This window comes from Streptomyces sp. SDr-06, assembly GCF_003324565.1.
Classification (GTDB): domain Bacteria; phylum Actinomycetota; class Actinomycetes; order Streptomycetales; family Streptomycetaceae; genus Streptomyces.
Genome location: NZ_QOLA01000020.1, coordinates 127046 through 139947, shown reverse-complemented (window position 1 = coordinate 139947; position 12902 = coordinate 127046). Strand labels below are relative to the sequence as shown.

The 12902-nt window shown below is 69.9% G+C and carries 12 protein-coding genes; 6 read left to right on the top strand and 6 right to left on the bottom strand.

The features are described 5' to 3' along the window. Positions 1–17: 17 nt before the first annotated feature. The 5 genes from DT019_RS30720 to DT019_RS30700 form a co-directional block, all read right to left on the bottom strand. Entirely contained in the window at positions 18–1301 is a 1284-nt protein-coding gene (locus DT019_RS30720) for a PP2C family protein-serine/threonine phosphatase (RefSeq protein WP_114040228.1), read from the bottom strand. Further along, entirely contained in the window at positions 1298–2101 is an 804-nt protein-coding gene (locus DT019_RS30715; protein ID WP_114040227.1) for an alpha/beta fold hydrolase, read from the bottom strand. Before DT019_RS30715 ends, DT019_RS30720 begins: the two co-directional genes overlap by 4 nt. A gap of 101 nt (positions 2102–2202) precedes the next feature. Further along, positions 2203–2760, bottom strand: a complete 558-nt coding sequence (locus DT019_RS30710) for a GNAT family N-acetyltransferase (protein ID WP_114040226.1) — start codon at positions 2758–2760, stop codon at positions 2203–2205. A 140-nt stretch (positions 2761–2900) separates the two neighbouring features. Further along, on the bottom strand, positions 2901–3338 hold the full coding sequence (locus tag DT019_RS30705; protein ID WP_189390075.1) for a DUF3592 domain-containing protein: 438 nt from the start codon (positions 3336–3338) through the stop codon (positions 2901–2903). Between the two features lie 224 nt (positions 3339–3562). Continuing rightward, a complete protein-coding gene (locus DT019_RS30700; protein WP_114040224.1) occupies positions 3563–4075 on the bottom strand; it encodes a DinB family protein in 513 nt (170 codons plus the stop codon). 1567 nt (positions 4076–5642) lie between these two features. Here DT019_RS30700 and DT019_RS30695 point away from each other — a divergent pair. The 4 genes from DT019_RS30695 to DT019_RS39205 all read left to right on the top strand — a co-directional run bounded on the left by DT019_RS30695 (position 5643) and on the right by DT019_RS39205 (position 9910). Then, positions 5643–6410 (top strand): DUF4239 domain-containing protein, encoded by a 768-nt coding sequence (locus DT019_RS30695; protein ID WP_114040223.1) that lies wholly within the window; start codon positions 5643–5645, stop codon positions 6408–6410. 216 nt (positions 6411–6626) lie between these two features. Beyond that, a complete protein-coding gene (locus DT019_RS30690; protein ID WP_189390073.1) occupies positions 6627–8621 on the top strand; it encodes a flavin monoamine oxidase family protein in 1995 nt (664 codons plus the stop codon). Between the two features lie 203 nt (positions 8622–8824). Beyond that, on the top strand, positions 8825–9484 hold the full coding sequence (locus DT019_RS30685; RefSeq protein ID WP_114040221.1) for a TetR/AcrR family transcriptional regulator: 660 nt from the start codon (positions 8825–8827) through the stop codon (positions 9482–9484). A 225-nt stretch (positions 9485–9709) separates the two neighbouring features. Next, the gene (locus DT019_RS39205) at positions 9710–9910 is read left to right on the top strand and encodes a hypothetical protein (protein ID WP_147267365.1); all 201 of its coding nucleotides are present in this window, start codon (positions 9710–9712) and stop codon (positions 9908–9910) included. Between the two features lie 237 nt (positions 9911–10147). On the opposite strand, the gene DT019_RS30680 is transcribed toward DT019_RS39205, so the two are convergent. After that, positions 10148–10717 carry a CGNR zinc finger domain-containing protein gene (locus DT019_RS30680; protein WP_223279846.1) on the bottom strand — a complete coding sequence of 190 codons (570 nt, stop codon included), beginning with the start codon at positions 10715–10717 and terminating at the stop codon, positions 10148–10150. Positions 10718–10791: 74 nt separating this feature from the next. On the opposite strand from DT019_RS30680, the gene DT019_RS30675 reads away from it, so the two are divergent. Then, positions 10792–12006, top strand: coding sequence for an MFS transporter (locus tag DT019_RS30675; protein WP_223279845.1), 1215 nt, complete (start codon positions 10792–10794; stop codon positions 12004–12006). 121 nt (positions 12007–12127) lie between these two features. Further along, positions 12128–12838, top strand: coding sequence for a FadR/GntR family transcriptional regulator (locus DT019_RS30670; protein ID WP_114040219.1), 711 nt, complete (start codon positions 12128–12130; stop codon positions 12836–12838). Positions 12839–12902 lie beyond the last annotated feature (64 nt).

Here is a 12902-nt window from a genome sequence, read left to right as displayed (position 1 = left end):
TTCGTCTGTGAGTTGGGCTACTGGTGGGGGACGGCCGGGACACCGAGGGCCATCAAGGCGGTGTCGTCGTCGAGGCCGTCACCGAAGTCGTCCAAGAGACCGGTCAGGGCTTGAACGACGGCCTGGGGTGACTGGCCGGCGAGCTCGGTGGCGAAGGCGTGCAGCGCCTGGTCACCATAAAGGGCAGTCCTGTTCTCACCGGTACGGGCCTCGGTGAGACCGTCGGTGTAGAGCAGCAGTGTGTCGCCCTGCGCCAAGGTGGTGGTGGCGGTGGCGAAGTGGGCGGCGGGAAGAATGCCGACCAGGAGACCGCCCGGGGTGGGCAGGAAGTCCGCGGTGCCGTCGGCGCGCAGGACGAGAGCGGGGGGATGTCCGCCCGAGGCCAGGCTCACCGACGTCTCGCCGGTCGTGGGGTCCGGCTCCACGACACCGAAGATGGCGGTGCAGTACCGCGGGTCACCCCCGTTGTACCGCTCGTGCAGCACGGTGTTCAGGGTGGTGAGAACGGAGACCGGGTCGGGGTCGTGCAGGGCCGCCGCGCGCAGGGTGTAGCGCGTCAGCGACGTGACCGCGGCGGCCTGTGGGCCCTTGCCGCATACGTCCCCGAGAAAGAAGCCGTAGCGCTTGCCGTCGATGGGGAAGACGTCGTAGAAGTCGCCGCCGAGCCGGTCCGGCGAGGCCGTGTGGTAGTAAGCCGCCGTCTCCATGCCAGGGATCGGCGGCAGGACGTCGGGGAGCAGTGACTTCTGCAGAACGGCGAGCGCGTCCTGCAGCCGGGCGCGGTCCGCCTCCGCCTGTCGTCGCGCTTCCTCGGCGGCCTGCCGGCCACGCAGGAGCTCTTCCTCGTAGGCGCGCCGGTCGCGCGCGTCGAAGAGAGTGGTGCGGATCAACAGCGCCTCACCGCTGTCACCCCGCTTGACCACGGAGGACACCAGAACCGGTACGCGTGCGCCGTCGGCTCGCCTGATCTCCAGGGCTATGCCGTTTATCTCGCCGTGCATCTGGAGCAGGGGGGCGAAGTGCGTCTCGTGATACAGCTTGCCGCCCACCGTCAGCAGGTCCGTGAACCGCATCCGGCCCACCACCGCCTCGCGCTCCAGACCCAGCCAGCTCAGCAACGTGCTGTTGACCTTCGCGATGGTGCCGTCCATCAAGGTGGACAGGTAACCGCAGGGCGCCTGGTCGTACAGCTCCTCGGCGCTGTCCTCCAGCAGCGCCGCGAACGCCGCGTTCGGCGTCGGCGCAGGGCCGCTGTCCCGCGGGTCGGGCGGATCCGACTGCTGTCCTGTGTGGCACGTCACGCGAGCGTCCTCAAGAACGAGGTGATGGCAACGTTGGTGACGCCGGGCGCGGACAGATGGGGGCAGTGGCCGGTCGCGTCGAGAGTCACCAACTCCGAGCCCTCGATCGCCTGGTGGACGTACGCACCGACCTCGCGCGGAGCGATGGCGTCCTGCGTGCACTCCAGCACCAGCGTCGGCACCCGCACGCCCTTCAGGTCGTCGCGGGAATCGGACAGGAACGTGGTGCGGGCGAAGACCCGCGCCATGTCCGGATCGGTCGCACAGAAGCTGGTCGTCAGCTCGTCTCCCAGCTCCGGTCGTTCCGCGTTCCCCATGATCACCGGTGCCATCGCTGCGGACCACCCCAGATAGTTCGACTCCAACGACGCGAGGAGTTCCTCGATGTCCTGGGGGCTAAACCCGCCTCGGTACCCCTCGTCGTCGATGTAGCGCGGGGAAGGAGCGACCATCACGTGCGCGCCGATGCGGTCCGGGGCCAGGGCCGCGGCGAGCACGCCGATCATCGCGCTCACGGAGTGCCCCACGAACACCGCCTCACGCACATCGAGGGCTTCACATATCTCCACCACGTCGCGGGCATATCCGTCCAAGGAGCCATAGCGGTCCTCGGAGAACGCGGACAGGTCCGAGCGTCCTGACCCCACGTAGTCGAACAGTACGATCCGGTAGTCCCGGGCCAGGGCAGGCACGGTGAGCCGCCACATGTTCTGGTCACAGCCGAAGCCGTGCGCCAGCACCACCGTGCGCCCCTGCGGGTTGCCGGTGACCGTGACGTTGTTCCTGCGACGGATTTCCATCCCTCAACACTCTCAGACCCGCGCCCCCTCTCTGTACCACCCTCCAGCAGACCGACCGGCCAACCCCGGCCGCTCCCCGCATCCGAGTCGCGTGTGCCTGCCTACCCCTGCTCCCACTCGGCGCGCGTGAGTACGTACTCGACTTCACCGTGCTCCGAGCCCTCGATCGCCTCCGGCCAGTCCCCGGTGTAGTTCCGCACGAAGGACAGTCCCGCCTTCTCCATGACGCGGCGGGAGCGGCTGTTGACGGCCATCGTGTTCGCCGTGACCCTCTCGACCCCCAGTTCCGTGAACCCCTTGTGGATCAGCGCCCTGGACCCCTCCGTGGCGTAACCGCGCCCCCACGCCGCCTGGTTCAGGCGGTAGCCGAGTTCGACCACTGCGGGGCTGCGCTCGTCCAACGGCCGGAATTCGAACCAACCCAGCCAGGTGGCCGTGGTCTTCTCCTCCACGGCCCAGTAGCCACGGGTGCCCCAACACGGGTAATCACGCAGGAGACGCGGCAGGACCCGCGTCTCGATCGCCTCACGGCTGGTGGGCCGTCCTCCGTTGATGAAGCGCATGACCTCGGGAGCACGGTCCAGGGCGAGCAGGTGGTCGGTGTCGGTCGCCGCGAACGCGCGCAGGACGAGCCGGTCGGTCTCCAGGAAGGTGGACATGCAGCGATCTTCACCACGACCGGCCACCCCTGCCACCGCTTTTCCGACCGGCGGCCGTCGAGGGTGTGCATACCGCACGGGCGCGGAACGCCCGCTGCGGACCCGATGACTGCGAGCCCCCGGGATCGGTGCGGCAATCGCTACGGAAACAGCACCGAGACGTCGATCCACAGGAGGATCGCGAGCGCGGCACCGATGCCGAGCGCCGCGCAGCCAGGCACCAGCACCGGTGCCAGGTCGTCCCTGCCTACGATCGTGGCCGTGCGGGCAGGGTCTGCTGGATCGTAGTGGACCGTGGCCCGGTATCCGATGTGGGTGTACGAGGCCACGGCGTCCTCGGTGTAGGTGATGCGACGGCCGTCGCGGGTCACGAACGCGAAGAGGTGAAAGCGGTGGCCACCCATGTCGGTGGAGTGCGAGGCGACGTCCCGGACCTCGACGCACTCGGCCACGGCGGACTCACCGTGCAGGACGACCCGGCGCATCACCAGCAGCCGCCGTACGAGATAGGCGAGCAGCAGAGCGAGTCCGACGGTCGGCAGCACCAACAGCCCCAGAATGGTCAGGATCTCCGTCACGCCGTCCGCCCCTTGTTGTTCTGAATCCTGGTGGGCACGGGGCCCATGACCTGGGAATTCCCTCACGTTAACGTGCCTGCCGCACCACGGGGCAGGAGGGTCCCGGCACGGGATGGCCCAGGCGGGCCCCTCGCAGGGAGCGTGGTCATGGTCGACCCGTCATGGGCGCCCCCGCTGGTGTCTACGCGTCCTCGTCGACAGGGCGCACGCCACGGGAGTTGGCGTTACACACCGGTGGCGCCGTCGATACGTTCCCTGAGGAGGTCCGCGTGGCCATTGTGGCGGGCGTACTCCTCGATCATGTGGATGTAGATCCAGCGGAGGTTGACGTCCTGCTCCATGAAGCGACCCGTGTCGGTCAGGGCGAAGGCGGCACAGTGTTCGCGGGCGCGGGCGATCTCGCCCCGCCAAGTGGAGAGGGCGTCGCGCAGGGTGGTGCCCTCGGCCAGTTCGAAGCCGCCGTCGGGAGCGGTCGGGTCTGCCTGCGGATCGTAGATGGGCGGGGCCTGTTCTCCGGCGAGCACGCGGCGGAACCAGTTTCGCTCGACTTCCGCCATGTGCTGGACGAGCCCGGTCAGGGTGAAGCCGGACGGCGGCACGCTCGCAGCGGCGGCCTGCTCATCGTCCAGACCCTCGCACTTCATGGCCAGGGTGGTGCGATGAAAGTCGAGCCAGCTTTCGAGCGTGGTGCGCTCGTCACCATTCAGGGGAGGCATGGGGCGTTCCAGGGAGTTCATCGGTCGATTATCGCCGGGCGCCGACGTGGCGGACGGGCCGGGCCTGACCGCAGGGCGAATTGACTGATGCAGCGTCAGCTCAGGGGATCGTCCGAGTGTGGCCGAGGGTCGCGGGCGGCGTTGCCGGAGGGATTCCCATGCGCCGCTGACCGGGGTCGGCACGACGGCTGCCGCGGGCCGTCGATGCGAACCGTTTCCTGAAGATCGCGGCGCCTCTTGCCGATCATGCCGTTTCAGTCTCCGCGCATTCCGCGCGCCGAGACCTCCGCCTGCCCCGCGGGATTTGATAATGCCGAGATGAATGCCTGTCACAGGTTGTCCGGCAGGGTGAAAGCGGTGGCCTTGGCCGGTGTCGGAGTTTGCCTGCTCGGATTGGCGCCTCTGGGAGGTGGGGACGGCGCTGCGCTGAGGATGACGGTCTCGACGAATAGTGTTCCGTCCGCCGGTGTCCAAGTGAGGGCGGATCAGGAACTGGTGCGCATCTACCGGCTGCGTAATTTCGCCGAATACGCGTTGCGCAACGTGCGGGTGGTCGACGGACAGGCGGCAGGGGGCGTCGCGCGGTGTCCTCGGGCGTCCTTGGCGCCGCTGGGGACGATGGTGTGCCAGGCTTCCGTGCGAGCCGTGGCGGGACGGCACGTCGGTCGGGTGACCGCCTCCGGCGTCCCGGCGTGGGAGGAGTACGGGCCCGCCCGTGCCTCCGCCGTCGCGGGGTACGACGCCCACGCCTCGGTGTTGTCTCTCCAACGGACCGCGTCGCAGAAACGTCTCTCCTACCGCCTTGAGTACGCAGGGGCTGCGCCGCTGGAGCATGTGCAGTTGTCGGATCCGCCCCTGAATGCGGCGGCTTTGCAGTGCGCTTCGGGGATGGGCCTGCCGCGCAGTTTGCCGTCCCGGGCCCGGCTGGAGTGCTGGGCGCCCGCGCCCGGGCAGCCCGGTCGGCACGAGTCGGTGGCACAGGTGTCGGGAACGACCGCGGACCGGGCTGTTGCCCCGGCCGGGACCCTGCTGCCGCCCTTGGCTCTTGCCGCGCAGGCGGCCGCTGAATACAGCGTGCCGCTTCCGCCGCCGGCGGCTCTTCCGCACCAGCCTGCCCCGCTCTCCTCGCCGGGCCGGGCCGACAGCGGAAGACAGCGCCCGCCCCTCGGCGCGCCCGGTCGCGATGGCCAAGCCCGGCCCCCCGCGCAGGCCCCCCGGCTCGCGTCGTCCGGGGCACCGCCCGCACCCCCGGCGACCCCAGCACCTCTCCCGGCAGCCGGCGCAGCGCCCTTCCCCCCGGCCGCGGCACGGCCTCCCCTCCCACCGGGCCCGGTTCCTGCCTTGCCGGGGGACCTGTTCCTCGCCCCGGCCGGCGATGTGCCGGGCAACGCCGAGGCCCTGGTGCCGACCGCGGCGCCGTTGCCCCCGGGGACAGCAGCGGCCGCTCGCACCGCTCCCCATCGGGCCGGTCAGCTGGACGAGGGGATGGACTGGGCATTCCTCACGTTGCTGATCGTGCTTTTCCCCGCCCTTCTGGTGGCCGTCACCTCCGCATCACGCACATCAAAAAGCAAGAAAGGGGACTGACATGTTCGGCGTGGGAATTGTGTGCGCATGCGTGGGTGCGGCAGCCGCATGGGGACTTACCTGGGCGCTTTCGCGCAGCGAGGCCTCGAAGAGGGCGCATTTGGAGGCTCCGGCACTGGCGTTCGTCGGAAGCGCCACATTGGCGCTGTTCGTCTTGACAGCGGCCTTCCTGGTGGCCAGTTCCTGGCAGCAGCGCAATGCCGCGAGCGATCACACCTATCAGGAGGCCCGGGGCCTGGAGTCCGCCTATGTCGCCGCCGGTGCGCTGCCCCCGGCGCAGGGTCAACCGACGCGACGCCAACTCAGGGCCTACGTGACAGAAGTGAACGGACCGGAATGGGAGCTGATGCGACACCAGGAGATGAGCTCCCGGGCCTCGGGCATGCTCGACGGAGCGAGGCTGACGGCGTCACACGCGCAGGGAGCGAGCGACCCGCAGAAGACCGCGCAGGAGACGCTGGCCACGGCGCTGGACACGGTGTCCACGGCGCGCAATCAGCGTTCCAGCGACATGCGGTGGACGGTTCCCGACCCGATCTTCTACGCCCTGATCGCCACAGCCCTGCTGGTCGTCCTGTTTCCGGCCCTGGTCGGCATCAACGCCGGCCCGCGGCACATGCTCGTGATGATCCTGCTGGGGACCGTCCTGGGGTTCGGCGTGTATCTCGTATCGAGCCTGCAGCACTCCTTCAACCCGCCCCTCGGGATCGAACCGGACGCCTACCGGCAGACCTTGGCCCGCTTCGACCAGCTCGACGCTTCCGCATAGAGGTCTTCGCGTGGGAACTGGATCGGTCTGCCCGGTGAACCGGTGGCCTGGTGCGGTGAGCACCACTCCCGGCTCGCCCCCTTGGGGTCGCGTGGGCCCAGGGCGCTGCGGGATGGGCTGTTTGGGCTAAAGACGGGTGCGCGCGTGAGCGGGAAGCCCGGACTGCGATGTACGGCATTGCATGGTGTGGCTATGCAATCGTCTCGACCGGTCGGGATGTCCTCCCGCCCCAACTCCCTGTCCCGGCGCGGTTTTACCGCCACCGCCGCAGCGACGGCGACCGCGCTGGCCACCACAGGAGCCGCGCCCAGCGCCGCCTCTCCTTCCGCAACCGTGGAAGCTCTCCGGCTCCCCGCCACGGAGCCCTCGTTGCCCCAGCGGTGCCGGGAGATCGCGCGGGCCCTGCTGCTGCGCGGGAGCGACGGGCGGGATCTGGTGCCCTCCTACCGGCAAGTGCTCGTGGGCAGCGGTCTTCCCCGTTCCGCCGCACGGCCGAAGAACGTGCTGGTCGTGGGGGCCGGTCCGGCCGGCCTGGTGACCGCGATGCTGCTGCGGCGCGCAGGCCATACGGTCACACTGCTGGAGGCCAACGGAAACCGTGCGGGCGGACGGATCAAGACGTTCCGGACCGGGGGTCACGAGCGCGCACAGCAACCGTTCGCCGACCCGCGCCAGTACGCGGAATTCGGAGCCATGCGCATTCCGCAGAGCCATCCGCTGGTCATGGCACTGCTCGACCATCTGGGAGTGGAGCGGCAGAAGTTCCGCCTGGTCGATGAACACCCGGACGGAACTCCTGCGCAGCAGACCTGGATCCACGTCAACGGCCTGCGGGTACGCCGGGCCGACTACGCGCGCAACCCGCAGCGGGTGAATCGTTCCTTCGGTATTCCCCGCGCCCTGTGGAATACCCCCTCCAGCAAGATCCTCAGCGATGCGCTGGCCCCGGTCAGGGACGAGTTCAGCACGCTGGGCCCCGACGGGCGCCGCGTGGACAAGCCGGTCGACGAAATGATCGCCGGGTGGGCGCGGGTCATCGAGCGCTTCGGCGACTGGTCCATGCGCCGGTTCCTGAGCGAGTTCGCCAAACTGGACGAGGGAACCATCGACCTGGTCGGCTGTCTGGAAGACATCACCTCCCGCCTGCCGCTCTCCTTCCTGCACAGCTTCCTCGACGCCGCCCTGATCAGCCCCCAGACCACCTTCTGGGAACTGCGCGGCGGCACCGCTGCCCTGCCCGACGCCCTGCTGCGGCAGGTCGAGCCGTGTGTCCGCTTCGACCGCCGCGTCACCCGCATCGAGTACTGGCACCCCGACCGCCCCCACACAGACACCCCGCATGTGAGCGCCGCCGGGCCGCACGTATGGGTCGACACCGTGTCGGAAGGCCGCGACGGAGCGCCGGTGCGGGAGCAGTTCACCGCGGACCTCGCCGTCATCACCGTCCCGTTCTCGGGACTGCGGCACATCCAGGTCGCCCCCCTCATGTCGTACGGGAAGCGCAGAGCCGTCACCGAACTCCACTACGACAGCGCCACCAAGGTCGTCCTCGAATTCAGCCGCCGCTGGTGGGAGTTCACCGAGGACGACTGGAAACGCGAGCTCGCCACCATCGCCCCCCGCCTCTACGACTCCTACCGCACCGGCCGGGCCCCCGACGACGGCAGCCTCCTCGGCCGGCACGACTCCGTCACCGGCGAACGCCTCTCCGACAACCAGCGTGCCTACTACGCCGCTTACCGCTCGGCCTCCCGCGACCAGCCCGGACCAGTGGCGAGCCTGGGCGGAGGCTCGGTCAGCGACAACCCCAACCGGTTCACGTTCAACCCCTCCCACCCCGTGCCGGGCAGCCAAGGCGGTGTCGTCCTCGCCTCCTACACCTGGGCCGACGACGCCATGCGCTGGGACGCCTTCGACGACGAAGCCCGCTACCCCCACGCCCTGGCCGGGCTCCAGGAGATCTACGGCCAGCGCATCGAGGTCTTCTACACCGGAGCCGGACGCACCCAGAGCTGGGCACGCGACCCCTACGCCTACGGCGAGGCATCCGTACTCCTGCCCGGTCAGCACACCGAGCTGTTCCACAACATCGCCACCCCCGAAGGCCCCCTTCACTTCGCCGGCGACCACACCTCCCTCAAACCCGCCTGGATCGAGGGCGCCCTCGAATCAGCCGTGCGCGCCGCACTCGAAGTCCACCACACCCCCTGACCGGCGTGACCGGCTGGGTCTGACGCATCCGGCCGAGAAGCTCCTGAGCCGACGTAGGTAGCGGTGCGCTCACCCACGGGCCGTTCTGTGCCCGAGCGGGCGTGCCGCTGTTGGCCTAATGCTCAGGGCAGCGCCTCGGCTGGTCGACCCTGGGAATCTGATCCGCAGCGGGAGATCCTGGGCGGGCGGTCCGAGGAGGGAACGTGACGGGATCCGAACACGCGCAGCAGCACCAGCCGGACTCAGGTCCCGAACACGAGCAGGTGGACGAGGACCGCCTGCTGCCGGACGTGGCACGGGCCTTGCAGGAGCTGCACCCCAACGCCTCCATGGCTCAGATCGCCAGGCAGGTCCACGTGGCCCCCGCCACCCTGTACCTCCGCCACCCCACCAAGGACTCACTGCTTCAAGCACTGGCGACCTGGTTCTTCGACGGCCTGATCACCCTCCTGGACAGGGCCCTGGAGGAACCGGCGGACCGGCAGCTGGAGCGGTTTCTGCGGACGGCGGGCGTGCACCTGGCCACCAGCCGCAGCGTCCTGCCCCACGCCTTCGGTGAAATGGCCCGGCCCGAGCAACGCCAACTCATCTACGCCAAAATCGCCGAGTTGCTGGTCACGGCCAAAAAGGCTCATGCGGTCCATCCCGACGTCGCCCTGGCCGACATCGGAGCCGTCGTCTGGAGCATGCGCGGTGTCATCGAGACCACCGCCGGACTCGCCCCGGACGCATGGCAGCGACACCTCGACATCGTGCTGGCCGGTCTCACCAACACCCGGGCCACATTCGCCCACCCGCCCCTCAGCGACGCGGTGTTGGACGAGGCGATCAGAAGATCCGGCACCGACACCAGACATCCCTGACCAACGGGCCCCGACAACACCATCGCCGCACAACGCGTCCGTCCACGGCTTTCCGGAGAGACGCCACACGCTCGTTCCTGCGCGATGCCGATCCGGCTGGAGACCGAGGCTCCTTGGCCGGGTGACGCAGGGGTCGGTCCATGCCGCCGGGGGCCTGTTCTGGATCCTGTGTGTGAATTCTGTGTGGGGTTGTCCGGAGTCCTCGCTTCGGGGTATGCGCGCCTGATGAACCAGCACCGTCAAGGAAACGTCCAGGACCCGGCCACTAAACCAGCCGATTCCGCCGCGGCCGCCGACTTGTTGCGTGATCAGCTGGCCGAGGCCATCGCCTCCATCCGCTCGCGTGGCGCGATGCTCCAGGGGCGCAAGCCCGCATCTCCCGACGAGAGCCCGTCAACCGCATCGACGCAGACGCCTCCCGACTGAGCCCCCGCTCCGGACTCGTGGCAGCCGGAGCCCAGCGAGGCTCGCGCCCGCGCGGAGGATCGTCGGGCCGCGGGAACTCCTCAGACCGGCGGACCGTGACTTCGAGCGGGTCTGGGCGTTGGGCAGGGCAACACGTCTGGCTCCCGCCCCCTTGGGGGTTCGTGTTCACCGGCCCTGGCGCCTCCCTCCCCGGCGTCAGGGCCGCCCCATGTGCAGCCACACGCGACGGACGGAGGCTCAGGTCCCGTCGCCCGCCTGCCGCGCACGAAACGCCGCGGCCTTGACCCGGTTCTGACAGGCGGTCGAGCAGAACTGGCGACCGGCGTTGCGGGACACGTCCACGTAGACCCGGTCGCAGCGCGGGGCCGCGCAGAGTCCGAGGCGGCCGGCGTAGTCGCCGCCGAGAGCCATGGCGAGACCGGTGGCGCAGCCTGCACTCCAACCGACCGCGTAGGAGTCGTCGGCACCGTGGAAGTGGACCTGCCACGGCTCGCCAGGAGCCCGATCCAGCTGGGGGCGCGCGCCGGTCTCGCGCAACAGCGCGTTGAGGGCGGGCGCCGCGTCGTCGAGGCGGTCGGCGGCGACGGCCTCGAACACCGTACGCAGGGCGCGGGCGGTGTCGGCCAACCGGTTGGCCTCGTCGAGTCTCAGGTCTGCCCCGGCGGAGAGTGCGGCGCGGACCGCTCCGACCCGTTCGGCGCCTTCGGGCGCGAGGTAGTCCCGGCCGCGCGCCTGACCGTCGGTCAGCGCGTTGACGAGCGCCACCGAGGCATCGAGCAGAGTCCGCATGTGACTGTCGAACAACACTTGACCAGTTACCTTCCGCCTGTCTACGGTGCTCGTCACTGACAATAGACCAATAACCAGTGACGGGAGGCGCCGTGCTGCGCCCCGAACCGCTGCCCCGCACCGTCCGCCTGCTCCTGCTCGCCCGGACCGTCAACCGCCTCGGAGCCTTCTCACTGCCCTTTCTCACCGCGCTGATATGCGCCGACCACGGCGCTAGTCTGACCACCGCCGGACTGGTCAGCGCCGCCTTCGGACTCGCGACCATCCCCTCGCGGCTGGTCGGCGGACGACTGGCCGACAGGGTCGGCCGGCGGACGACCATCGTGCTCGGCCTCTGCGGATGCGCGGTGGCCCAACTGGCCATCGCGGGCTCCGGTTCGCTCACCTGGGTGGTCGCCAGCGCGATCCTGCTAGGGCTGGCCTTCGAGCTCTACGAGCCGCCGAGCCAGGCGATCATCGGCGAGTCCGTTCCGGAACGGCAACGGGTGCGCGCGTTCAGCCTGTTCAGCGCCGCGCTGGCACTGGGCGGCATGGGCGCCGGACTGCTGGCCGCCGTCGTCGGCCGCTGGGATCTGCGCTGGCTCTTCGTCATCGACGCCGCGACATGCCTGGCCTGCGCGCTGCTCATCCGGCTCGCCCTCCCCCATGACCGACCGGCACGGCCCGGAGCAGACCCGGGCGACACCCTCGTGCGACCGCTGAGGGACCGCGCCCTGGTGGGCGTCCTCGCCACCGGCACCGCCTACGCGTTGATTCACCAGCAGACCGTGATGACCCTGCCCCTCGCGCTCACACGGCAGGGCCTGCCGGCCGCCGACGCCGGACTGTTGTTCACCGCCGCCGCGGCCACCACCGTGCTCGCCCAGCCACTGATCCAACTGCCCCGGGTGCGCAGGCTCGGGACGCCCCTCGCCCTCTCCCTCGCCCATCTCCTCCTGGCCGCAGGACTGACCGGTTACGCCCTCGCCCGCACTCTGCCGGCACTGCTCGCCGCGGCCGTCGTCTGGAGCCTCGGCGACCTGCTGGTCATGGGCCGCGTGTACGCGCTCGTCACCGACCTCGCCCCGCCCGGCGGAAGCGGTCGCTACCTGGCCGTGTTCGGCACCAGCTGGGGCGTCGCCGCAACGCTTGCCCCCGTCCTCGGCACCCAGTTGCTCGCCCGTGCGGGGGCGACCGCGTCATGGTCCACGATGGCCGTACTCTGCCTGCTGCTCGCAGCGCTGCACCTGCGGGCGACACCGCGACCCCCCGGTCATCAGCACGCGGCAGAGGCGATTCACCCCCGGGTTCCGGGCACCGCGCAGTGACCTCCAGCCCGGCGCCACCGCACAACCTCCAGCAGACCGAATGAAGTTCGCGCCGGAAGGTCGGTGGTGCATAGCTACCAGCATGATGTCCAAACGTCTGATGTTTGTGTAGCCTGCTGGCATGAAGCGCATCAACGCACCGCGACGGACAGCCAGCCTGTCCGCTCAGCTCGTGGACAGCCTCCGCTCGCACATCGAGGCGGGGGGCTGGCCGGTAGGGACACGGATCCCCTCGGAACAGGCACTCATTGAGGAACTCGGCGTAGGACGCAGCACGCTGCGCGAGGCGATCGGCGCGCTGGTGCACCTGGGGCTGCTGGAGCCCCGGGCCGGGGACGGCACCTACGTCCGCTCCGCCAGTGAGCTTCAGTCGGTCATGGTGCGGCGGGCGAGTTCCACGCAGCGGGACAAGGTGCTGGAGCTGCGCACCGTGCTGGAGGAGTACGCCTCGGGAGCCGCGGCCCTGCGCCGCGACGAGAGTCAGCTGCGGCAGATGCGGGAGCTGCTGGCCGACGCCGACGCGGCCAGCGCCGGCGCGGACACGGCAGCGGCCACGAACGTCGACGCCCTCTTCCACCGGGCTGTGGTCCGGGCGAGCGGGAACGACCTGCTGGTCGAGGTGTACGACTACCTCGGCACGGCACTCACCTCGTCCCTGGGGGGCCTGTCCTGGGATGCCGCCCACGCCGAGGAGCACGCCCGGCTGCACCGGCGGCTTGTCGACGCGATCGAAGCCCAGGACGCGGGCGACGCCCGTGCCGCGGCCGCGGCGATCGTCCAGCTCACCCGCGACCACGAGACCGCCGCACCACGGGCGGAGGAGGACCAGTGAGCTCGCCCTCCCGCTGACCAGACCACCCTGCTCCAACGGCAAAGCCACCCCCTGACCACGTTTC